Source organism: Streptomyces sp. NPDC051913, from assembly GCF_044593635.1.
GTDB lineage: Bacteria > Actinomycetota > Actinomycetes > Streptomycetales > Streptomycetaceae > Streptomyces.
This window is the reverse complement of the sequence record NZ_JBIUCI010000012.1, coordinates 216,864-237,659: the sequence shown is the minus strand read 5'-3', so window position 1 is coordinate 237,659 and position 20,796 is coordinate 216,864. Positions and strand designations below refer to the sequence as shown.

Genomic DNA, 20,796 nt, shown 5'->3' with positions numbered 1-20,796 from the left:
GTGTCCACGCGGTGGGAAACGCTGCCGTACCGGCATGTGCTCACGCTGCCGACCGAACCGGCCGCCGTACGGACCGTCCGGGAGACGGCCGAGCAGGTACTGGTCGAGTGGGGCATAGGGCTGCGCCACCGCGCCGTCGACCCCGCGCTGCTGATCCTCGCCGAGCTGGTCACCAACAGCGTCCGCCATGCCGCGGCCCTCTCCCCCACGGTGACCGTGATCTACGCCGCAGGCCCGGACTGTCTGGCCTTCGCCGTGCATGACCGCCACCCCTACCAGCCGTCGCTGTACGCGCCGCCCGCGGGAACCGGAGGCGGCGGCCTCGGCACCGTGATGGAGCTGGTCCTCGGCCTCGGCGGCACCGCGGTGGTGCGCGCGGACGCCGACAGCCAGGGCAAGAGCGTCTGGATCACCCTGCCCTTGTGACGCCCTCTCACCAGACATGTCAAGTTGCTAATCTTGGCAATTCAGGAGTTCATCACCTTGGGCCCGGTTCCCGGGAGCGGGTTCGGTGCCGCCGTTCACGCACGCGAGGATGGGTCACATGTTCTTGACGAGTGGATGGACGCGAGGGGACGAGGTCCGGCCGACCGGGCCGTGCTCCCGCGGCGGGGAGGCGACGGCAGAGTGAGTACGCCGCTGTACCAACTGAAGGCCGAGTTCTTCAAGACACTCGGTCACCCGGCCCGCATCCGGGTCCTGGAGCTGCTGAGCGAGCGTGAGCACGCGGTGGCCGAGATGCTGCCCGAGGTGGGTATCGAACCCGCCCATCTCTCCCAGCAGCTGGCCGTGTTGCGGCGGGCCAACCTGGTCGTGACCCGCAAGGAGGGCTCGACCGTCTACTACTCGCTGACCAGCCCCCATGTCGCGGAGCTGCTCCGCGTGGCCCGCACCATCCTCTCCGGCGTCCTGACCGGCCAGGCCGAACTCCTGGCCGACCTCCAGGCGGCCCAGCAGGAGGTCAAGCCGCCGTCGTGACGAGCAACATGCCAAGTGGGCGGACCGCAGGGGCGTGCGGTCCTCCCACGTCACCTTCCGCATGATCGTCCAGGCCGGTCGCCGCGACAGGCCGGTCACCCCTCGTCGAGGTCCGTCGCCACGTCGTCGAGGCCGTCGACGTACAGACCGTGGCCGCGCGCCACACGCACCGCGTCGTCCACCTCGTCCTGGGCCACCGCCACGGCGTACGCGTCATCGGCCTCCCGCGCCGCCGCGAGGGCCGCGAGAGCCTGGCGCACCCGTTCCCGCAGCGCCTCGGCGAACACGGACCCGTCCATCCCGCCCCTCCCGATGACGATTCCCGTTGACGACGACCGCACCCGGCGCACCTGCTGAATCGAAGAACCCTTCAAGAGTAGGTGCGTGGGTGCGCGGTGGTCAGCGGGCGGGAGAGGAGATTCCGACTCCGTTCGGCGAGGGTACGGCGACCGTTGATAGCGTCGGTACGTGCCGTGCCTCTCGGCGCGGTGTGCCGCTCGACCGGGAGAAGCGTGATGTCCCCGACGATCCGCCGGGCTGTGATCCCGGCCGCCGGACTCGGTTCCCGGCTGCTGCCGCTGACGAAGGCGACGCCGAAGGAGATGCTCCCGGTCGGCGACAAGCCGGTCATCGAACACACCGTGCGCGAACTGGTGGACTCCGGCATCACCGACATCACCATCGTCGTCTCCGGCGGCAAGAGCCTCATCCAGGACCACTTCCGCCCCAACCCGGCCCTCGTCGAGCAGCTCCGCGAGGACGGCAAGACGGCGTACGCGGAGGCGGTGGAGGAGGTCGCGGAGCTGGCACGCCGGGGCCACATCACCTACCTCGACCAGTACGGCCCGTACGGCAACGGCACCCCGGTGCTGAACGCCGCGCGGTCCTTCGGCGACGAGCCGGTGCTGGTGCTGTGGCCGGACGACGTCTTCGTGGCCGAGGTCCCCCGCGCCCAGCAGCTGATCCGGGCGTACGAGCAGACCGGCTGCCCGGTGCTGGCCCTCCTGCCGATGGACCCCGGCGAGTCGCAGCGCTACGGCGTGCCGATCGTCAAGGAGGACCTGGGCGGCGGCCAGCTGCGGATCACCGGGCTGGTCGAGAAGCCCGAACCCGCCGCCGCCCCGTCGTCGTACGCGGCGATCGGCGGCTATGTCGTCACCCCCGGCATCATCGACGAACTGCGGGAGCAGACCCGCCGCTGGTACGAGCACCGGACCGGCGAGATCTATCTGACCGACGCCATCAACGCCTACGCCGCCACCCGGGCCGTGTACGGGCAGGTCATCGAGGGCCGCTGGTACGACACCGGCAACCCGGCCGACTACCTGGTCGCCCAGATGGCGTTCGCCCTCGCCCACCCGGAGTACGGACCACTGCTGCGCAGCCTGGTCACCGGCCTGGAGGACGAGCCTCGACGCACGTGACGGCCTCGGGCGCCTCGGTCACCTCGGCCTCGCCCCCGGCCCCGGCTCGACCGTCACGTCCCTGGGCGTCAACGCGCCGTGCTCACCGGTGCATTCGACTACGGCCCGGACCGGCGATCCGCACGCGGTGTGCCGCATGTCCAGGACCGGTCCGGCCGGGTCCGGGGTGTGCGTCTCGCCCCACTGGCGCAGGGCCACGAGCACCGGCCACAGGTCCCAGCCCTTGCGGGTCAGCCGGTACTCGTTGCGGGAGCGGCTGCCGGGCTCACGGTAGGGGACGGTCGCGAGGATGCCCGCCTCGGTCAGCTTGCGGAGCCGGTCGCTGAGGACGGCTTCCGACAGGCCGATGTGCTGACGGAACTCGTCGAACCGGCGCACGCCGTTGGCGGCGTCGCGCACGATCAGCAGCGTCCACTTCTCCCCGACCAGGTCGAGGGTGCGCTGCACGGAACAGTTCTCGGTGCTGAATGCGAGCCAGTCCACCGGGTCATGATAGCGAGCTGACTTCGGCATTGACAGTCAGGTGCGGGCACGGCTAGCTTCGCCGTACAAAGTCAGCTGGGAGGCCGCAGGCGCATGGGACGCACACGTACGTACACATGGGACGACCCGCTGGTCACGGCCGGTGCCGTGGGCCGCTCGTCCGGTCTGGACTTCCTGCGTGACGTCCTGCACGCCAGGCTTCCGGCGGCGCCGATCTCGGCCACCCTCGACTTCACGCTCGACGAGGTGAGCGAGGGGCGCGCGGTCTTCTCGCTCGTTCCGGGCGAGGAGCACTACAACCCGATCGGCAGTGTGCACGGCGGCGTCTACGCCACCCTCCTGGACTCGGCGCTGGGCTGCGCCGTGCAGTCCACGCTGCCTGCCGGCATGGGCTACACCTCGCTGGACCTGAGCGTGAAGTTCCTCAAGCGGGTCTCGGTGGACACCGGGCCGGTGCGGGCCATCGGCACGATCGTCCACCGCGGGCGGCAGACCGCGCTCGCCGAGGCCACGCTGGTCGACGCCGAGGACCGCGTGTTGGCGCACGCGACCAGCTCGTGCATGCTCTTCCCGCTGCCGCCCACGCCCGCCTGAGCCGACGGCACGCTGGGCCGTTCGAGTGGTGAGCGCGGCCCGCCGGTCGTAGCGTCGGAACCGGGACATCCGTCGGCCAGCGGCAGCGGGGATCGGCCATGCACATACGCGCACTCACCACGACGGTCACGCTCTTCGCGGTGGCCACCCTCGCCACCGCCGCGGGCACACCGCCCGCGGCCCGGTCCGCGCCGGCCCCGGTCGCGCAGGCCGTCCAGCAGCGCACCGCTGTTCCGGTCCTCGTCGACTGTCTCTGGCACCCGCAGGTGCGGCCGGCCGACTTCATGCTGGCCTGCGGTGACGGCAACAGCCGACTGGCCTCGCTGCACTGGTCGCGGTGGGACGCGGACGCGGCGCGGGCCAAGGGCGTGAACTGGGTCAACGACTGCAAGCCGTACTGCGCGGCAGGGCACTTCCACGCCTATCCGGTGACCGTACGGCTCGACCGGCCGCAGCCCTGGAAGAAGCAGCCGCAGGTGGCGCACTACTCCCGGATCACGCTCGAGTACCCGGCCGCCCGGCCGCAGCAGTTCGGCCCGACCGTGTCCTATCCGCTCTGGGACTGAGCGGCGGCGGTCTGCTCGGGCTGGGCGCCCGTGATCACCTCGGAACGGCTGCCGCCCCGGTCCATGCGGCCGCCCATGAACGCCAGGCCCAGTCCGGCCACGCCCAGCGCGGCGCCGACCAGAGCCGGTGAGGACCAGCCCCAGCCCGCGGAGATCGCGAGGCCGCCGAGCCAGGCGCCGCCCGCGTTGGCGAGGTTGAAGGCGGAGTGGTTGGAGGCCGCCGCCATGGTGGGCGCGTCCTTCGCCTTGGCCATGAGCAGCATCTGGACGGGCGTGGTGATCAGGGCGCCCATCGCGCCGATGAAGGTGATCGTCAGCAGGGCGGGCACGGTGCTGTGGACGGTGAAGTAGAACGCCACCAGCGCCGAGGAGAGCAGGGCGAGCCCCGCGTACAGCGTCGGGCGCAGCGCGCGGTCCGTGAGCGGGCCCGCGACGAGCGTGCCCAGGGTCATGCCCACGCCGTAGAGCGCGAGGACCAGCGTGGTCGAGGAGTCGGACAGGCCCGTGAGGTGCGTCAGCATGGGCACCAGATAGCTGTAGACGGCGAAGAATCCGCCGAATCCCACCACGGCCGTGGCCAGGCCGATCATCACCTGCTTGTTGCCCATCGCCCGCAGCTCGCGGCCGACGCCGGACTGCTGGCCCCGGGGCTGATGGGGGACGAAGACGGCCAGCGCGACCAGGGCGACCAGGCCGATGACGGCCACCGCGACATAGGCGGACCGCCAGCCCAGCTGCTGTCCGAGGGCCGTGCCGGCCGGGACGCCGACGATGTTGGCGATGGTCAGACCGAGGAACATCTTGGAGACCGCGCGGGCGGCCCGGTCGGAGGCGACCAGGCGGGAGGCGACGACCGCGCCGACGCCGAACAGCGCGCCGTGGGGCAGACCGGCCAGGAAGCGCGCGGCGAACAGCAGCCCGAAGGTGGGGGCGAGCGCGGATGCGACGTTGCCGACGACGAACAGCCCGGACAGGAGCAGCAGCAGCCTCTTGTGCGGGATGCACGCGCCGATGCCCGTCAGCACGGGGGCACCGACGACGACACCCAGCGCGTAGGCGGAGACGATGTTGCCCGCTTGCGGCACGGAGACGCCGACTCCGTCCGCGATCTGGGGCAGCAGCCCCATCGTGGCGAATTCCGTCGTACCGATGCCGAAAGCGACAACAGCCAGGGCCAGGAGAGCCAGTGGCATGGCGCAGGAGAACCTTTCGAAGGTGGTGCAGAAGTACGAGGGGCGGGTCGAGGCCGTGCGGAAGCGGCTTCCCTCACCCGGCATCGTCGCCCGGCGCCCCCCAGGGCATGGTGAGCCCGTAACAAGTGCAGCAGCGCGGCGGAGCCGGGCATTCCAAGATCCCGCACCGCTTTCCATGACTCATGTCACACCCGCGTCGCCCGCGCCCGGCCCACGCGCCCTCCCGTGCCTCCGTGCGCCCGCTCGCTCGGCCGGTTTTCGACCGTTGATCGAGCATTCGTTCGGCGCACTGGGTATTTGTCCCGCGTCGGCGCAAGCAGGTGCGGGAGGCAGGCGCAGGGGGCTGAGACTGTGGCACGCCCGTCATGGACGTCCGATCCGGTCGAGGAACAGCGTCGTCGAAAGCGGGACGTGGTGCGCCGGCTGCGCGCCCAGGGCCGGTACGGGCCCAGGTTCCGCGATGTGCTGCCCTCGTTCACGGTCCTCGCGGCTGCGGTGTGTGCGGCCGTGGCCGGACTCGTCATCGGATTCCGCACCGCCGGGGCCGTCGTCCCCGTCGTCGGCGTCGTGCTGTCGGCGCTCGTCCTCACGGTCGCGATCCGGCGGCGTCGTCCCGGCGCGCGGCGTCGACGCGGCCACTACACGCCGCAGGAACTGGTCGAACTCGACATCCAGGGACTGGCTCTGGCCGTGGCGCGGATGCTGCGCCGGGACCAGTGGAAGGTACGGCTGTTACCGGCGCCGGACCGGCCTCGGCTGTGCGCCCGGCATCCGGACGGGCGCCGCCTCGACGTGGCCTTCCGTCCGGTGGCGGAACCCCTCCCCGACGAGGCCCTGCCCCACCCCCGGGCCCACCGGGAGAACCCGGACTCGTTCCTCCACCTGGTCGTGCACCGGGGCACGTTCCGGGCCCGCGACGTGCGGTGGGCACGGCGTGAGGGCCGGACCGTCCTGCTGGACGGCCCGGCCCTGGAACGCTGGGCGCAGGGAGCACCCCTCGACAGACTGCTGTCCGAAGACGTCAGCGGGTGACGTACACCGTCGCCGACGCAGTAGAGGCGGCGTGCAGGTCGTCGCCGGGCCAGCTCACCTTGTACGTGGTCTCCCGGCGGGTGCGCGGGATGTCGTTGATCGTGAACGTGCCGTCCGCGGCGACCGTCACCGACGACAGCGTGCCGGTGCCGAGCCGGTCGGTGCGTTCGACCTTCAGCACCGCACGGTCCGGCAGCGCCTTGCCCTGGGCGGTGAAGGTGCCGGTGATCTCCAGGCCCGTGCTGATCGACGCTTCGGCCGGGGCGGTGAGCGCGATCGAGGTGGGGGCCTTGCCGACGCTCACCGTGTGGGTGACGTCGGTGGCCGGGCGATGGGTGAGGTCCCCGAGGTAGGAGACCGTGTAGGTGGCGTCGCCGAGCCGGTCGGGCTCGTCGAGGACGGTGTAGGAGCCGTCGTCCTTGACGGTGAAGGTGCCCAGGTCGTGGACGCCGTCGGCGTCCGTGCGGGTCGCCTTGACCTTCAGCGGCTCGGCGGGCGCCGGGCCGTCGTACTCCAGCCGGCCGCGCACCGACAGGGGTTCGCCCGCGACGGCCTGGGCGGGGCTGTGGGTCAGCGTGGCGTTCAGGCGTACGTCGTACTGGACCGCCGGGGGCTGGATGACGTGCAGCCAGAACTGGTTGCCTGCCGCGTTCGTGGTGACCGTGAACAGGCGGGAGCCGTCGGCTGACCATTCCGTGCCGCGCGGCGCCACCCGGTCGCCGTCGAGGCTGCCCTCGAAGGCGAACTCCAGCGGGGCGGTGGAGTCGGCCGGGTCGGCGGGCTGCACCAGCAGGTCGGGGGTGGCGCCGGTGGCCGCGGCGCCGCGCGCGATGTACTTGCCGTCGCCGCTGAAGGCGACCCCGGCGGCGGTGGCCCCGTCCGGCAGGGCGGCGTAGCCGGTGGCCGCGTCGGACAGGTCCGTGGTGTTCAACAGCCTTGTGCCGGCGGCCGAGTCGGCGACGGCGACCTTGCTGCCGTCGGCGGAGAACGCCATGTCCTTGAGATTCAGGGCGCCTTGGCCGTCGGCGTCGGCGAAGCGGCGGGCCGCGTTTCTCACCAGGGTGCCGCCGCTGGTGTCGTACACCGTCAGAAAGGGGTTGGTCGCCTGCGAGTTGAGCGGCTGGCCCAGCAACATCCGGTCGCCGGGGCCCGCTTCCAGCTGGAGCTTGCCGTAGTCCTGCCAGTTGGTGCGCGGGGACGTGTTGTCGGCGGGGACGTAGGAGTCCAGATAGGTCAGTGTCGAGTCGCACTGCGCGGTGTAGTACGAGTACGGCGTGGTGAAGTACACCGTGCCGCCGGAGAAGGCGAGGCTGCGGCCGCAGGTGTCGGTGGAGACGTACAGGCCGTTGGACTGGTAGGTGCTGGTGTCGTAGCGCCAGATGACCTCACGGCCGCCGACGTAGAGGGTGGAGCTGTCGGCGTTCAGGGCCAGTCCTGAGATGTGCTGCTGGGTGCTGATCGTGGTGATCCGCTCGCCCTGGAAGGAGTAGACGGCGATGAGGCCGGGGTTGGAGTAGGTGCCCAGGTTGCTGTCGGCGACGTAGACCCGCTCGTGCACGGAGTCCACGGCCATCGCCGAGTACGAGGTGATCGGCAGCTTGGCCACCGCGTCGGAGGCCGCCGCGTGGGCCGCGGGCGCGGCGGCGACGGTCAGGCCGGTTCCGGCGAGAGCGGCGGCGAGAGCGGTGGCCGCGAGGCGTCTGGGACGGTGAGCGCTGTTCAATTGTGCCCCCCACAGGCTTCGTTGGGCCTCACCGGGAACGGTGAGGCCCGTGTGTCTCCCATGTAACAGGGGTGAAGATCCCGTGATCAAGGGGGCGCGGCGGGACGGGCCGGGCCCCGCACGTCGTCGTGCGGGGCCCGGGGTGTGGGTGGGGTGCGGGTCAGGGGCAGCTGATGCGGATGTCGCCCGGGTCCGTCGTGCAGGTGTCCGTGTTGTAGCCGCCGTTGGCGGTGTCGTTGCCGGAGACGTTGTCGACGGTGTTGAGGTTGTCGGCGCCGTAGTTGCCCGTCAGGTTGTCGTTGCCGGGGCCCCCGTTGAGGGTGTCGTCGCCGAACGAGCCGTCGAGGCGGTCGTTGCCGTAGCCGCCCAGGACGGTGTCGTTGCCGTAGCTCGCGTTGACGGTGTCGTCGCCGCCGAGGGCGCAGATCACGTCATTGCTGTAGGTGCCGGTGAGGCTGTCGTTGCCGCTGGTGCCGATGCGGGTGCAGCCGCGGGCGTTGTTGATTGTGGTCGTCGCCGTTGCGGTGTTGTTGCCGGTGCTCGGGTCGCTCTGGCCGCCGCTGACCGTGGCCCGGTCGGTGAGGGTGCCGGTGGCGCGGGGTTCGGCGGCGATCGTCACCGTGGCCGTGGCGCCGGGAGCGAGGGTGCCGAGGGCGCAGGTCGCGCCGGTGGCGGTGAGGGTGCAGGTGCCCGAGCCGGTGGTCGCGGACACGGCCGAGGCGGCGACACCGCTGAAGGTGTCGGTCAGCGAGACGCCGGTGGCGGAGGTCGTGGTGCTGTTGTTGGTCACGCGCACCGTGTAGGCGGGGCGGTCGCCGATACTGGCCGTGGTGGGGCCGGACTTCGTCACGGACAGGTCCACGCCGGTCGGTGGCGGCGGGGCGCTGCCGCCGCCTTCGAAGCGGGCCAGGGCGAAGTCGCTGTTCGGTCCGCCCTGTCCGGCGGCGACGATCTTTCCGTCCGACTGGAGGGCCACACCGTAGGCCGCGTCGCTCGCGCCGAAGTCGGCGGTGGCCACGCCGGCGGTGCCGAAACCGGTGTCCTGGCTGCCGTCGGGGTTGTAGCGCAGGACGGCGAAGTCGGCGCCGGGCCCGTTGCTGCCGGCGATGACGATCCGGCCGTCGCCCGGCTGGAGCTTCACGTCCGAGGCGCCGCCACCACCGGAGGTGAGCACCTTGCCGTCGCCGTCGAAGCCGGTGTCCAGGGCGCCGCCCGGGGTGTACCGGGCCAGGGCGAACCGGCCGCCGCTGCCTCCGGCGGCGACGATCCTGCCGTCGGGCTGCACCGCGAGCCCCTCCACGGAGTCGTAGTCGCCGAGGTCGGTGCGTTCGATGCCGTCGCCGCTGAAGCTGGAGTCCAGGGCGCCGCTCGCCGTGTAGCGCAGGAGGACGAAGTCGAAGCGGGTCGTGCCGACCTCACCGCCGACCACGATCCTGCCGTCGGGCTGGAGCGCCAGGGCGCGGCCGTCGCCGCCCTCCTCCTGCGACTCCGGGTGCCGGGTCGGTGCTCACCTGGCCGTCGCCGCCGCCGAAACTCGCGTCCGGAGTGCCGTCGGCGTTGTAGCGGGCCAGCGCCACCTGGCCACCGCTGGTACCGGCGGCCACGATCCTGCCGTCGGGCTGCACCGCCACGTCCCGGGCCTCGTCGGGGCCGCCGAAGTCGGTGAACACCCTGCCGTCGCCGCCGCCGAAGCCGGTGTCCAGCGTCCCGTCGGGGTTGTAGCGGGCCACCGTGAACCAGCAGCAGTTCTCGTATCCCCGCCAACTGCTGCCCACCACGACGATCTTGCCGTCGGACTGGATCACCAGGGCCTGGGCCTCACTCCACTGGAGGTCGGGATCCATGTTGTTGACGGCGGTCGTGACCTTGCCGTCGCCGCCGCCGAAACTCGCGTCCGGGGTGCCGTCGGGGTTGTGGCGGGTCAGCGCGAAGTCGCTCTCGCCCAGCGAGTAGTCGGCGGAGGAGCCGACCGAGACGATCTTCCCGTCGGACTGCACCGCCACGTCATTGGCATGGTCCTCGTCGGCCAGGCTGGTGAGCGCCTTGCCGTCGCCGCTGAAGGTGGGGTCCAGGCCGCCGGGAGCCGCGGCCGCGGTGCCGGGGAGGGTCAGGACAAGGGCCAGGACGGTCGCCGCCAGCGTCCCGGCCCGGGCTGCCAGGGACCGGCTGCGGCGCTCGCCGCGTCTCCGCCGCGGCGGTCGCACATGAGGTGTGAGCATGCGCGACAGCCTTCCGCCGCCCGCCACCGAACCGGGGGCCACCACAAGCGGGGTTGCCCTCACCGGGCGCAGGAATCCATCCGAGCGGGTGAGCGGACGGCGCGTCCGGCCTTACGGTGGCCTCCTGCGCACCCACACCAAACACCGAAGCTGGAGCGGAGTCACGGGCTCGCGCGTGCGCAGGGCCCTGCGCCGGAGTGAGGGCGCTCCATCCTGGTCCTCCCAGCCGGGTCTTCTGATCGAGTCCTCCAGCCGGGTCCTCTAGTCGGTCCCCTCATCGGCTAGTCGGTCCCCTCATCGGCGAGGACGCAGAACTCATGGCCCTCCGGGTCGATCAGGCACGTCCACGGCACGTCTCCCTGGCCGATGTCGAGGTCGGCGGCGCCGAGGGTGCGCAGCCGGGACACCTCCGTCTCCTTGTCGTCGCCGGGGTGGGGCAGCAGGTCGAGATGGAGGCGGTCCGGCACGGTCTTGGGGTCGGGTGTGCGGAGGAACTCCAGGTAGGGGCCGGTGCCCTTGGCGGAGCGCAACGAGGCGTGGTCGTCGGCCACCTCGTGCACGGTCCAGTCCGTCGCCTCGCCCCAGAACCCGGCCATGGCCCGCGGATCCGCGCAGTCGACCACCACCGCGGCGATCGGCCCGGTGTCCCGGTAGATCTCCCGGGGTTCCAGCACGCAGAACTCATTGCCCTCCGGATCGGCGAGGACCGTCCACGGCACGTCGCCCTGGCCCACGTCGGCGGGCGTCGCGCCGAGCGCCGCCAGGCGCGCGATGAGTTCCTCCTGATGAGCGGCCGAGGTGGTGGCGAGATCGAGGTGCACACGGTTCTTCGTCGCCGGCTTGGGTTCCGGGACGGGTACGACGTCGATGCCGAGGACGACCGGGTCGGGCCAGACGAGTCCCCCTGCGGGTCCGACGTAGACGGTCTCTCCCGCGCCGTACGCGCTCCAGCCGAGCGCCGCCGCCCAGAACCGGCCGACCTCCGCGGCGTCGAGGGCCTTCACGTTCACCATCACGGGTCGCAGCGCCATGTCGGCGATCCTATGCGGCACCCTGCGTTCCAGAGGGTGGGACGCCTGTTGGAGCGACGCGGTTGCTGCGGTACAACTGTGCCCATGATCTCCGAGCCCCTGGTGCGACGCCTGGTCATCGACCTGTGCCGACGCGCGGGCTCCTGTTGTCTTTGATCCCGGCTCCCTGACGCGCCCTTTCCCGCGGTGACCCGTCCCGCGTGAGGGTGGTCGACGCGCCCGTACGCGGGTGCGTCCTGTCTTCGCTCGCCATTACTCCCGCCCGGGGCCGACCGCCCATGTCCGCTCGACGCGGACCCACCGCGCCCCGGCGTCCCTGGAGGACGCCCCGTGTCCACAACATCCGTCCAGGACAAAGTTCCTGACGTCACATCAGCTCCCGCGTCCACGACTCGTGCGTGGGCTCGGCTGCGCCCCGTCGCGCTGCCGCTCGCCTCTCTCCTCGTCTTCCTCGGCCTGTGGCAACTGCTCGCGGCGAGCGGGACCTGGAGCGAGACGCTGGTGCCGCCCCCGGCGAAGGTGTGGGACGCGTTCATCGACGTCTCCACCACCCACGACGGTGTACGCGGCTACAACGGCACCACCCTCATAGAGCACCTGGGCATCAGCCTGCGGCGCATCGCGCTCGGCGCCGGGATCGGCATCGTCGCCGGTGTGGTCCTCGGGCTGCTCATGGGCACCGTCGGCTGGCTGCGCTCGCTCTTCGAACCCTGGATCACCTTCCTGCGCACGCTGCCGCCGCTGGCGTACTTCTCGCTGCTCATCATCTGGCTGGGCATCGACGAACAGCCGAAGATCACGCTGCTGGCCGTGGCCGCGTTCCCGCCGGTGGCGGTGTCCACCACCACGGCCGTCGCCGCGGTACCGAAGCAACTGATCGAGGCCGCACGGGCGTTGGGCGGATCACGGTGGGACGTGGTCAGGGACGTCGTCGTCCCCTCCGCGCTGCCGGAGACGCTCACCGGCGTCCGGCTCGCCGTGGGTGTGGCCTACTCGTCCCTGGTCGCGGCCGAGCTGGTCAACGGACTGCCCGGCATCGGCGGCATGGTCAAGGACGCCGCCAACTACAACAACACCCCCGTCGTGCTCGTCGGCATCATCGCCATCGGCGTCTCCGGGCTGATCATCGACGGCCTGCTGCTACGGCTGGAGCGCTCGGTCGTGCCGTGGCGCGGACGCGCATAGATCCCCCTCGCACGCCTCGCACGGAACCTGTCCCCTCGCACAGAAACGGCACCACCATGTCCCCTCTCCCCCAAGGCCCCTCCCGTCGCCTCCTCCTCGCCGGCGCCCTCGCCGCCGTGTCCGCCGCCGTCACCGGCTGCTCCGCCGACAGCGAAGCCTCGACGTCCGGCGGGTCCAAGCAGTTGCGCATCGGCTACTTCGCCTTCCCCAGCGGCGACTTGCTCGTGAAGAACAGAAAGCTGCTGGAGAAGGAGCTGCCGGGGTACACGATCAAGTGGATCAAGTTCGACTCCGGCGCCAGCGTCAACCAGGCCTTCATCGGCAAGTCCCTCGACATCGCCGCGCTCGGCTCCAGCCCCTTCGCCCGCGGTGTCTCCGGCAGCTCGCCCATCCCCTACAAGGTGGCGTGGATCCTCGACGTCGCCGGCGAGAACGAGGCCCTCGTGGCCCGCAAGGACACCGGGATCACGGACGTCGCCGGGCTCAAGGGCAAGAAGATAGCCACCCCCTTCGCCTCGACCTCCCACTACAGCCTGCTGGCGGCGCTGAAGGCGGCCGGTCTCGCCGCGTCCGACGTGCAGCTCATCGACCTCCAGCCGCAGCCGATCCTCGCCGCCTGGGAACGCGGCGACATCGACGCCGCCTACGTCTGGCTTCCGACGCTCGACGAGCTGCGCAAGACCGGCGTCCAGCTCACCAGCAGCAAGGAGATCGGCGCCGCGGGCAAGCCGACCCTCGATCTGGCCGTCGTCTCCGACGAGTTGATCGGCCGGGACCCGAAGGCCATCGCCGGGTGGCGCAGAGCGCAGGCCGAGGCGCTGCGCCTGCTCACATCGGATCCGGACGGAGCGGTCAAGGCCGTCGCCGCCGAGATCAACATCAGCGAGGCCGACGCCAAGGCACAGCTGGCGCAAGGGGTCTTCCTCACCCCGGAGCAGGTCGTCTCCGCCGACTGGCTGGGCACCGACAGCGGCCCGGGCAAGCTGCTCACCTACGTCACCGACACCGCGGCCTTCCTCGCCGACCAGAAGCAGATCGACGCGGCGCCGTCCGAGGCCACCGTCCGCAAGGCCTTCTATCTGGAAGGGCTCTCCGATGTCGTCAAGTGAGCTCACCGCCGAGCCGGTCGTCGACGCGGAGGGCGCCGGTTCCGTCCGTCTCGACCACGTCACTCACCGGTACGGTCACGGCAGCGAGGCGTTCACCGCGGTCGGTCCGGTCGATCTCACCGTCCCCGCCGGGGAGTTCCTGGTCCTCGTGGGCGCGTCCGGATGCGGCAAGAGCACCCTGCTGCGGCTGATCGCCGGGTTCGAGCAACCCACGCACGGTGCGGTGCGCGTGTCCGGCGCCGAGCCCCGGCCCGGTGTCTCGGCCGGAGTGGTCTTCCAGACGCCGCGGCTGTTCCCGTGGCGGACCGTGCGGGGCAACATCGACCTGGCGCTGCGGTACGCGGGCGTGGAACGGGCCCAATGGCCGGAGCGACGGGCCGAGTTGCTGGCCCGCGTCGGTCTGGAGGGCACCGAGCGGCGGCGCGTCTGGGAGATCTCCGGCGGACAGCAGCAGCGCGTCGCCATCGCCCGCGCGCTGGCCGCCGAGAACCCGCTGCTCCTGCTGGACGAGCCGTTCGCCGCGCTGGACGCGCTGACCCGTGAGCGGCTCCAGGAGGACGTGCGCCGGGTGACCCAACGCACCGGGCGGACCGCGGTGTTCGTCACGCACTCGGCCGAGGAGGCGGTGTTCCTCGGCTCCCGCATCGTGGTGCTGACCAAGAGCCCCGGAACCGTGGCCCTGGACCTGCCGATCACCCTGCCGCGCGGCGACGTCGACGCCGAAGAGCTGCGCGAATCCGCCGAGTTCGCCGAGCTGCGCGCGCAGGTGTCCCACGCCGTCAAGGCCGCGGCGGCGGCCTGAACCTCGTACCCACCATCCAGGGAAGGAAATCGACCCGTGAGCATTCTCAGCGAACGACCCTCCGTGACCGCGCAGTTGCCCCTCGCCCCGCTCGGCCCGAACTTCGGTGCCGAGATCCACGGCCTCGACCTCGCCCGCCTCGACGACGACCAGGTCCTCGCCCTGCGCGAGGCGCTGGTGGCGTACAAGGTGCTGTTCGTGCGCGGCCAGCAGGGTCTCGACGACGCGGCCCAGATCGAGTTCGGCCGACGGCTGGGCGAGGTCACCGTCGGGCATCCCGTGCACGACTCCGGTGACGTGGCCCCCGAGGTGTACGCGCTGGACAGCCAGGACAACGGGTTCGCCGACGTGTGGCACACGGACGTGACGTTCGTGCGGCGGCCCCCGGCGATCTCCGTGCTGCGGGCCGTGGTGCTGCCGCCGACCGGCGGCGACACCAACTGGGCGGACAGCCAGCTCGCCTACGAGTCCCTGTCGCCGGGGCTGCGGGCCCACGTCGACACGCTGACGGCCGTCCACGACGGCAGCCGCGAGTTCGGCTACTACCTGGCCCAGCACCGGCAGGGCCGGGGCAATCTGTGGGAGGGCGAGGTGTTCACCGCGCTGACGCCGGTGGAGCACCCGGTGGTGCGGGTGCACCCGGAGAGCGGCCGCAAGGGCCTGTTCGTGAACCCCGGCTTCACCTCGCACATCGTGGGCGTCTCGGAGCACGAGAGCCGCGGTCTCCTCGACATCCTGTACGCCCACCTCACCAAGCCGGAACACGTCGTACGGCATCGCTGGCGGACCGGTGACGTCGCGCTGTGGGACAACCGCAGCACGGCCCACTACGCCAACCGCGACTACGGGGACCAGCACCGGGTGATGCACCGGATCACGTTGCGGGGCGACACCCCGCTCGGCCCGACCGGTGCCTGACCGACACCGGTAATCTCCCCGCGTGGAGATCGTGATCGAGACCGCGTGCCGCATCTGCGGGCAGGACGACGGCGAAGCGCTGTTCGACGAGTACGGCGTTCCCCAGTACGTCATCTGCTTCTGCTGCGGCAACGAGTCCGGCATCGGCGACGACTCCCTGACCCAGGTCCGTGACCTGCGCGGCTACTGGATCGGGCACGGCGCGGCTTGGTACGAGCCGAAGCGGAAGCCGGCCGACTGGGACCTGCTCGCGCAGATCGCGAACATCCCGGCCGCATGGCGTTGAGACGCCCTTGACATCCGCGGGGGCGGCCGACGTACGTTGAACTCGCGAATACCTGACGGGTGGAGGCCCTCGATGCACGTTCCTGGCGCGGCACCGCACGGTGTCTGCACGGGTGCGTGGCTGATCACCCGGCGGCATGTCGACTACTGCCGCACCTCCTCCGCGGTCTGTCCTTCCGTACACGTCTGACCCCCGCCGGCCTGCCTCGCCGGCCGTCTCGTCGTGGCCCCGCGCTGTCCGCCGCAGGGCCACGAGTCCACGTGTCCTCGGAAGGAACGCCCCTTGTCCCGCCCTGCCCTGCATCTCGCCGTCGAGCTCGACGGCGACGGCGCTCACCCCGCGGCCTGGCGCCGCGCCGCCCACTCGCCCGACCAGCTGCTCACCCCGCGCCGTGTGGCCCAGGTGGCGGCCGTCGCGGAGAACGCCGGGTTCACCCTGATCACCCTCGACGACGGTGTCCTGCCGCCCGGGGCCGGGCCGAACCCGGTGGGCCGGATCGGCGCGGTGGAGCGGGCGGCCTTCGTCGCCGCGTCCACGAGCAGTATCGGCATCGCGCCCGTCGTGCCGCTCACCTACGCCGAACCCTTCCATGTCTCCAGCCAGTTGGCGTCCCTGGACCACATCTCCGCGGGCCGCGCCGGGTGGGTGGTGACCGAGGAGGATCGGTCCGAGGCGGCGCGCGCCTGGGGACGCCCGCTCGTCGACGGTGCCGACGCGCGGGCCCGGGAGTCCCGGGACGGGGTGGACGTGGCCCGGGCGCTGTGGGACTCGTGGGAGGACGACGCGGTCATCCGGTCCGTGGCCACCAGCCGCTATCTCGACCGCGACCGGCTCCACTACATCGACTTCACCGGGGAGACGTACGCCGTCAAGGGCCCGGCGATCGTGCCGCGTCCGCCGCAGGGGCAGCTCGTCGTCCTGGGACGGCCGGACCGGGTGCCCGCGGCGCAGCTCGACGTCGGTCTCGTCACCGGCCGCGATCTGGCGGCCGTCGCCGCGGCAGCCGCCGACGCCGGTACGCCCCGGGTGTTCGCCGAGGTCGAGGTGGCGCTCGACACGCCGGACGCCACCGCCGCCGCACGCGTCGCCGACCTGGAGGCGCATGCCCCGTGGTCAGACCGGGGTCGGCTGCGGCACATCGGTTCCGCCGAACAACTGGTCGCCCTGCTGGGTGAGTTGGGCCGTCACGTGGACGGCGTACGGCTGCACCCGCTGGTCCTGGACGAGGATCTGCCCGTTCTCTCCCGCCTCGTGCTGCCCGCCCTCTCCGAGCGGCGCCTGGTCACCCGCCCGCTGCCGGGAGCCTCCCTGCGCACGGCCCTGGGGCTGGCCCGCCCCGCCAACCGCTTCGCCGCCGCATCGGCCCAGTCGGCCCAGGAGGACGCCCGATGACCCGCACCGACCCCCTCGACGTCCCCCGGCCGCACGCCCAGCTCCACCTCGGCGTGTTCTTCCAGGGCGTCAACCACTGGACCATCTGGTCGGCCCCCGACAGCGGCTCCCAGATCGACCCCGCCTCCTTCCGCAAGGTCGCCCGAACCGCCGAACGCGGCCTGTTCGACGCCTTCTTCCTCGGCGAGGGGCTGCGGCTGCGCGAGGTCGACGGCAAGATCCACGACCTCGACGTCGCGGGACGCCCCGACGCCCTGACCCAACTCGCCGCGCTGGCCGCCGTGACCCGCCGTATCGGGCTGGTCTCCACCTCCAACTCCACCTTCAACGAACCCGCCGACCTCGCCCGCCGCCTCTCCGGTCTCGACCTGCTCTCCGAGGGCCGCGCCGGCTGGAACGTGGTGACCACCGACAACGCCTGGACCGGCGCCAACTTCCGCCGCGGCGGCTACCTCGACCACGCCGACCGCTACCGGCGCGCCGAGGAGTTCCTCACCGTGGCCCGCGCCCTCTGGGATGCCTGGGCCGACGAAGCCGCCGCCGGCACACAGGGCGCGTCCGCGTGGTCCGCGCCCGGTGCCGTACGCCAAGTCCGCCACCGTGGACCGCAGTTCGACGTCGATCTCGCCCCGACCCTGCCGCGCAGCACCCAGGGACACCCGGTGATCTTCCAGGCCGGCGACTCCGGCGAGGGACGTGACTTCGCCGCCCGCAACGCCGATGTCATCTTCTCCGCGCACGGCAACGACTTCGACGACGCGCTGGCCTTCGCCCAGGACATCCGCACCCGGCTGCGCGCCGTCGGACGGCCCGACGACGATCTGCGGATCCTGCCCGGCACCGAGATCATCATCGGCGCCACCGAGGCGGAGGCCCAGGAGAAGAAGCGCTGGATCAGGCTCCAACAGGTCACCCCCGCCACGGCGTTGGGAATCGCCTCGCTGCTGTGGGGCATCGACCTGTCCGACCGCGACGCCGATGGCCCGCTGCCCACCGAGGACCCGGTCGTCGGCGAGAACGACGGCTCCTTCGGCGCCCGGCGCATCGCCGACCCGCGGGCGGTCGTCGCCGAGTGGCGGGCCAAGGCGGAGGCACACGGCTGGACGCTGCGCGAGACCGTGATCGCGCTCGGACCGCAGCGCGGGCACGTCGGCACCCCGTCCGCGCTGGCCGACAAGTTCGCCCACTTCGTACGGCACGGCGCGATCGACGGCTTCAACGTCACGCCGTACCTCATCCCCGACGGCCTCGACGACATCGTCGACCTGCTCGTACCGGAACTTCAGGAACGCGGCCTCTACCGCACCGAGTACACCGGCACGACGCTCCGCGACCACCTGGGCCTGCGCGAGCCCCTCACCCACCGGTCCGCCCCCGACCGGCGCCAGGCCGGCTGACCGAACGCCCCGCACCCCAGAAGGAGAACTCATGACCATCGAGGCGACCGCCACCGACCTCCAGGCCTTCACCGAGGGCTGGCTGGAGTGGTACCGCGCCCAGGAGGCCCGGCTCGCCGCCCCGCACGGGTTCCTGGCCATCACCGGCCTGCACTGGCTCGACGACCGGCCGCAGCGCTTCCCCGACGCGCCCGGCGCCTGGCGCACCGGCCCCGAGGGCGTCGTCGTCACCCTCGACGAGGGTGAGGAACTGGTCGTCGACGGCACTCCGGTGCGCGGCGAGCACCGCTTCGGCGTGCTGCCCGAGCGCGGCGGCGTCGACGCGGTGTGGGGCGACGCCGTCATCGAGGTCGCCAAGCGCGGCGGCAACGACATCGTCCGCCCCCGGCACCCGGACGCCGAACTGCGCACGGCCTTCACCGGCACCCCGGCCTACGCCCCCGACCCGCGCTGGGTCGTGCGGGGCCGCTACCTCCCCTTCGACGTGCCGCGTCCGACGACCGTGGGAGCCGCGGTGGAGGGCCTTGAGCACGTGTACGACGCCCCGGGCCGGATCGAGTTCGAGCTGGAGGGGCGTGAACTGTCCCTGACCGCGTTCCCCGGGCATGCCGAGGGCACTCTGTCCGTGCTGTTCACCGACACCACGTCCGGCGTCACCACCTACGCCGCCAACCGCGCCCTGACCGTGGGGCCGCCCGCCGCGGACGGCACGGTGGTCCTGGACTTCAACCGGGCCGCGAACCTTCCCTGCGCCTACACGGACCTCGCCACCTGCCCGCTGCCGCCCGCCGAGAACCGGCTGCCGGTGGCGATCGAGGCGGGACTGAAGATCCCGCGCGAGCGCGGCGGCGCCTGATCCGGTCGTCCGGCCCGGCGGTAGTCCCTGCGGTCGTCCTGTCCGTCGGCGCCCCCGGGCCGTCCGGCACCCGTCGTTGCCTCCTTGCCCTCGTCGAGACCACCAAGAATCGAGGACCGCCGCCCATGCCCACCCCCGCCCTCACCTCACTGGCCTTCCTCACCCCGGGCAACTTCGCCGACGACGACCCGCACACCGGTCTGGAGGAGACGCTCGCTCTGTTCGAGTACGGCGAGCGGCTCGGCTTCGACGGGGCCTGGATCCGCCAGCGCCACCTGGAACACGGCGTCGGCTCGGCCGCCGTGTTCCTCGCCGCGGCCGGACAGCGCACCAAGCACATCGAGCTGGGCAGCGCCGTCATCCCCATCGGCTACGAGAACCCCTTCCGTCTCGCCGAGGACCTCGCCCTGGCCGACGTCCTGTCGCGCGGGCGGCTCCAGGTCGGCTTCAGCACCGGGATGCCGCACGCCGACCTGCTCGGGGACCTCGTGCACGACGGGGACTGGCGACGCCTCGACCTGTCGTACGGCAGGATCGCCCGTGTCCTCACCCACCTGGGCGGCGACTATCTCGGCGGCCCGGACACGGTCATCCACTCGCCGGGCAACGTCCAGCGCCCGCGGCTTCAGCCGCACAACCCGGGACTGGCCCGGCGCATCTGGTACGGCGGCGGGAGCCTGCGTTCGGCGCGGTGGGCGGCGGAGCAGGGACTGAGCCTGCTGACCGGCAACATCGTCACCGGCGAGGGCACGGACGACTTCACCACGGCCCAGCTGAACCTGCTGGCCGAGTACCGGCGCACCCCGGCGGCCCGGGACGCGGACCGTCCGGTGCGGGTGGCACTGGGCCGGGTGATCGTGCCCTTCGACAGCGCCGACGCGGCGGGGCGGGCCCGCTACCGCGCCTACGCGGCGAGCCGCCACGAACGGACCCTGGCGCCGCAGGGCCCGAAGCGGACGTTGTTCGCCCCGGACGTGGTCGGAATCGCCGACCAGATCCTCGAACAGCTGACCGCAGATCCCGTCCTCGGTGAGGTCTCGGAGCTGCGGCTGGAGCTGCCGTACGAGTTCCACCGGGAGGAGTACGAGCAGATCCTGCACGACGTACGGCAGCTGATCGCCCCGGAGCTGGGGTGGCGGGCCGCCTCGACAGCGGTGCCGGCGACGGTCCGAACTCATCGCCAGGCCCCCTGGCGTGCCGCGGATGCCGGATGATCAGGGGGTGCGTCCGCTCAAGCACGGCTACACCAACCGCACCGTCACCGATGGCGCCGTCGTGGCGAAGACCTACGAAGGGCCGGGCGCCGAACTCCGGTTACGGGGCGAGCACCGACTGCTGACCCGACTTCAGGGGCGGTTGCCCGTGCCGCCGGTACGGGCGGTCGACGCGCGGACCCTGACGCTCGGCAGTGACTTCGGCCCGTAGAACGTGCTGCTCGATCCCGGCACCTTCGCCGTCACCGCGGTCGTCGACTGGGAGTTCGCCCACGTCGGCGATCCGGTCGAGGATCTGGCGTGCTGCGCGGACGCGGAGCCGGGCGGTCGGGGGGAACGCCTGTGGCGGGAGCGCACCACGCTGACCGGTGGCCGGCGCGAGTGAGCGGTAAAT

Annotated in this window: 24 protein-coding genes; 17 read left to right on the top strand and 7 right to left on the bottom strand. The window is 71.9% G+C overall.

The genetic code is table 11. The features are described from left to right. Entirely contained in the window at positions 1-426 is a 426-nt protein-coding gene (locus ACIHIX_RS32360) for an ATP-binding protein (protein ID WP_399962415.1), read from the top strand. Between the two features lie 201 nt (positions 427-627). Further along, on the top strand, positions 628-978 hold the full coding sequence (locus tag ACIHIX_RS32355; protein WP_329342876.1) for a metalloregulator ArsR/SmtB family transcription factor: 351 nt from the start codon (positions 628-630) through the stop codon (positions 976-978). A gap of 95 nt (positions 979-1,073) precedes the next feature. Here ACIHIX_RS32355 and ACIHIX_RS32350 read toward each other — a convergent pair whose 3' ends face one another. Continuing rightward, entirely contained in the window at positions 1,074-1,277 is a 204-nt protein-coding gene (locus tag ACIHIX_RS32350; protein WP_399962413.1) for a hypothetical protein, read from the bottom strand. 216 nt (positions 1,278-1,493) lie between these two features. Between ACIHIX_RS32350 and ACIHIX_RS32345 the strand changes: the two genes are divergently transcribed. Continuing rightward, positions 1,494-2,402 carry a UTP--glucose-1-phosphate uridylyltransferase gene (locus tag ACIHIX_RS32345; protein ID WP_399962411.1) on the top strand — a complete coding sequence of 303 codons (909 nt, stop codon included), beginning with the start codon at positions 1,494-1,496 and terminating at the stop codon, positions 2,400-2,402. Positions 2,403-2,420: 18 nt separating this feature from the next. Here the strand turns inward: ACIHIX_RS32345 and ACIHIX_RS32340 are convergent, their stop codons facing one another. Then, positions 2,421-2,885 (bottom strand): winged helix-turn-helix transcriptional regulator, encoded by a 465-nt coding sequence (locus tag ACIHIX_RS32340; RefSeq protein ID WP_399962410.1) that lies wholly within the window; start codon positions 2,883-2,885, stop codon positions 2,421-2,423. Positions 2,886-2,978: 93 nt separating this feature from the next. Between ACIHIX_RS32340 and ACIHIX_RS32335 the strand changes: the two genes are divergently transcribed. Together ACIHIX_RS32335 and ACIHIX_RS32330 are read left to right on the top strand one after the other, a co-directional pair. Further along, positions 2,979-3,479, top strand: coding sequence for a PaaI family thioesterase (locus tag ACIHIX_RS32335; protein ID WP_399962408.1), 501 nt, complete (start codon positions 2,979-2,981; stop codon positions 3,477-3,479). A gap of 98 nt (positions 3,480-3,577) precedes the next feature. After that, a complete protein-coding gene (locus tag ACIHIX_RS32330) occupies positions 3,578-4,045 on the top strand; it encodes a hypothetical protein (protein ID WP_399962406.1) in 468 nt (155 codons plus the stop codon). Here the strand turns inward: ACIHIX_RS32330 and ACIHIX_RS32325 are convergent. Beyond that, positions 4,027-5,238, bottom strand: a complete 1,212-nt coding sequence (locus tag ACIHIX_RS32325) for an MFS transporter (protein ID WP_399962404.1) — start codon at positions 5,236-5,238, stop codon at positions 4,027-4,029. The two genes, ACIHIX_RS32330 and ACIHIX_RS32325, sit on opposite strands and share 19 nt — an antisense overlap. A gap of 351 nt (positions 5,239-5,589) precedes the next feature. Between ACIHIX_RS32325 and ACIHIX_RS32320 the strand changes: the two genes are divergently transcribed. Further along, positions 5,590-6,270: a hypothetical protein gene (locus tag ACIHIX_RS32320; protein WP_399962402.1), complete on the top strand. Its 681-nt coding sequence runs from the start codon at positions 5,590-5,592 to the stop codon at positions 6,268-6,270. On the opposite strand, the gene ACIHIX_RS32315 is transcribed toward ACIHIX_RS32320, so the two are convergent. From ACIHIX_RS32315 to ACIHIX_RS32300, 4 genes are all read right to left on the bottom strand, one after another. Next, complete coding sequence (locus tag ACIHIX_RS32315) at positions 6,260-7,993, bottom strand: Ig-like domain repeat protein (protein ID WP_399962400.1); 1,734 nt, start codon at positions 7,991-7,993, stop codon at positions 6,260-6,262. The two genes, ACIHIX_RS32320 and ACIHIX_RS32315, sit on opposite strands and share 11 nt — an antisense overlap. 160 nt (positions 7,994-8,153) lie before the next feature. Beyond that, the gene (locus ACIHIX_RS32310) at positions 8,154-9,422 is read right to left on the bottom strand and encodes a hypothetical protein (RefSeq protein WP_399962398.1); all 1,269 of its coding nucleotides are present in this window, start codon (positions 9,420-9,422) and stop codon (positions 8,154-8,156) included. Then, the gene (locus tag ACIHIX_RS32305; RefSeq protein WP_399962396.1) at positions 9,409-10,212 is read right to left on the bottom strand and encodes a delta-60 repeat domain-containing protein; all 804 of its coding nucleotides are present in this window, start codon (positions 10,210-10,212) and stop codon (positions 9,409-9,411) included. Before ACIHIX_RS32305 ends, ACIHIX_RS32310 begins: the two co-directional genes overlap by 14 nt. A 281-nt stretch (positions 10,213-10,493) precedes the next feature. Further along, positions 10,494-11,243, bottom strand: a complete 750-nt coding sequence (locus ACIHIX_RS32300) for a VOC family protein (RefSeq protein ID WP_399962394.1) — start codon at positions 11,241-11,243, stop codon at positions 10,494-10,496. A gap of 408 nt (positions 11,244-11,651) precedes the next feature. Here ACIHIX_RS32300 and ACIHIX_RS32295 point away from each other — a divergent pair, with 408 nt between their 5' ends. The 11 genes from ACIHIX_RS32295 to ACIHIX_RS32245 all read left to right on the top strand — a co-directional run bounded on the left by ACIHIX_RS32295 (position 11,652) and on the right by ACIHIX_RS32245 (position 20,787). Further along, positions 11,652-12,428, top strand: coding sequence for an ABC transporter permease (locus ACIHIX_RS32295; protein WP_399962543.1), 777 nt, complete (start codon positions 11,652-11,654; stop codon positions 12,426-12,428). Between the two features lie 56 nt (positions 12,429-12,484). Further along, complete coding sequence (locus tag ACIHIX_RS32290) at positions 12,485-13,537, top strand: glycine betaine ABC transporter substrate-binding protein (RefSeq protein ID WP_399962392.1); 1,053 nt, start codon at positions 12,485-12,487, stop codon at positions 13,535-13,537. Beyond that, positions 13,524-14,339, top strand: coding sequence for an ABC transporter ATP-binding protein (locus ACIHIX_RS32285; RefSeq protein ID WP_399962390.1), 816 nt, complete (start codon positions 13,524-13,526; stop codon positions 14,337-14,339). The genes ACIHIX_RS32290 and ACIHIX_RS32285 overlap by 14 nt, the downstream gene beginning before the upstream one ends. Before the next feature lie 36 nt (positions 14,340-14,375). Then, the gene (locus ACIHIX_RS32280) at positions 14,376-15,257 is read left to right on the top strand and encodes a TauD/TfdA dioxygenase family protein (protein WP_399962388.1); all 882 of its coding nucleotides are present in this window, start codon (positions 14,376-14,378) and stop codon (positions 15,255-15,257) included. A gap of 22 nt (positions 15,258-15,279) precedes the next feature. Next, positions 15,280-15,543 carry a hypothetical protein gene (locus ACIHIX_RS32275; RefSeq protein ID WP_399962386.1) on the top strand — a complete coding sequence of 88 codons (264 nt, stop codon included), beginning with the start codon at positions 15,280-15,282 and terminating at the stop codon, positions 15,541-15,543. Between the two features lie 282 nt (positions 15,544-15,825). Beyond that, positions 15,826-16,935: an LLM class flavin-dependent oxidoreductase gene (locus ACIHIX_RS32270; protein ID WP_399962384.1), complete on the top strand. Its 1,110-nt coding sequence runs from the start codon at positions 15,826-15,828 to the stop codon at positions 16,933-16,935. After that, entirely contained in the window at positions 16,932-18,332 is a 1,401-nt protein-coding gene (locus ACIHIX_RS32265; protein ID WP_399962382.1) for an NtaA/DmoA family FMN-dependent monooxygenase, read from the top strand. Before ACIHIX_RS32270 ends, ACIHIX_RS32265 begins: the two co-directional genes overlap by 4 nt. A 31-nt stretch (positions 18,333-18,363) precedes the next feature. Continuing rightward, on the top strand, positions 18,364-19,188 hold the full coding sequence (locus ACIHIX_RS32260) for a DUF1684 domain-containing protein (protein WP_399962380.1): 825 nt from the start codon (positions 18,364-18,366) through the stop codon (positions 19,186-19,188). Between the two features lie 125 nt (positions 19,189-19,313). Beyond that, on the top strand, positions 19,314-20,402 hold the full coding sequence (locus ACIHIX_RS32255) for an LLM class flavin-dependent oxidoreductase (RefSeq protein ID WP_399962378.1): 1,089 nt from the start codon (positions 19,314-19,316) through the stop codon (positions 20,400-20,402). After that, the gene (locus ACIHIX_RS32250; RefSeq protein ID WP_399962376.1) at positions 20,392-20,613 is read left to right on the top strand and encodes a hypothetical protein; all 222 of its coding nucleotides are present in this window, start codon (positions 20,392-20,394) and stop codon (positions 20,611-20,613) included. Before ACIHIX_RS32255 ends, ACIHIX_RS32250 begins: the two co-directional genes overlap by 11 nt. A 3-nt stretch (positions 20,614-20,616) precedes the next feature. Beyond that, complete coding sequence (locus ACIHIX_RS32245; RefSeq protein WP_399962375.1) at positions 20,617-20,787, top strand: phosphotransferase; 171 nt, start codon at positions 20,617-20,619, stop codon at positions 20,785-20,787. Positions 20,788-20,796: the final 9 nt, after the last annotated feature.

Excerpts from the sequence above, each read along its gene's own strand:
- ACIHIX_RS32350 (WP_399962413.1), bottom strand. The coding sequence starts at position 1,277 with ATGGACGGGTCCGTGTTCGCCGAGGCGCTGCGGGAACGGGTGCGCCAG.
- ACIHIX_RS32345 (WP_399962411.1), top strand. The coding sequence starts at position 1,494 with ATGTCCCCGACGATCCGCCGGGCTGTGATCCCGGCCGCCGGACTCGGT.
- ACIHIX_RS32335 (WP_399962408.1), top strand. The coding sequence starts at position 2,979 with ATGGGACGCACACGTACGTACACATGGGACGACCCGCTGGTCACGGCC.
- ACIHIX_RS32330 (WP_399962406.1), top strand. The coding sequence starts at position 3,578 with ATGCACATACGCGCACTCACCACGACGGTCACGCTCTTCGCGGTGGCC.
- ACIHIX_RS32325 (WP_399962404.1), bottom strand. The coding sequence starts at position 5,238 with ATGCCACTGGCTCTCCTGGCCCTGGCTGTTGTCGCTTTCGGCATCGGT.
- ACIHIX_RS32305 (WP_399962396.1), bottom strand. The coding sequence starts at position 10,212 with ATGCTCACACCTCATGTGCGACCGCCGCGGCGGAGACGCGGCGAGCGC.
- ACIHIX_RS32300 (WP_399962394.1), bottom strand. The coding sequence starts at position 11,243 with ATGGCGCTGCGACCCGTGATGGTGAACGTGAAGGCCCTCGACGCCGCG.
- ACIHIX_RS32290 (WP_399962392.1), top strand. The coding sequence starts at position 12,485 with ATGTCCCCTCTCCCCCAAGGCCCCTCCCGTCGCCTCCTCCTCGCCGGC.
- ACIHIX_RS32285 (WP_399962390.1), top strand. The coding sequence starts at position 13,524 with ATGTCGTCAAGTGAGCTCACCGCCGAGCCGGTCGTCGACGCGGAGGGC.
- ACIHIX_RS32265 (WP_399962382.1), top strand. The coding sequence starts at position 16,932 with ATGACCCGCACCGACCCCCTCGACGTCCCCCGGCCGCACGCCCAGCTC.
- ACIHIX_RS32260 (WP_399962380.1), top strand. The coding sequence starts at position 18,364 with ATGACCATCGAGGCGACCGCCACCGACCTCCAGGCCTTCACCGAGGGC.
- ACIHIX_RS32255 (WP_399962378.1), top strand. The coding sequence starts at position 19,314 with ATGCCCACCCCCGCCCTCACCTCACTGGCCTTCCTCACCCCGGGCAAC.
- ACIHIX_RS32250 (WP_399962376.1), top strand. The coding sequence starts at position 20,392 with ATGCCGGATGATCAGGGGGTGCGTCCGCTCAAGCACGGCTACACCAAC.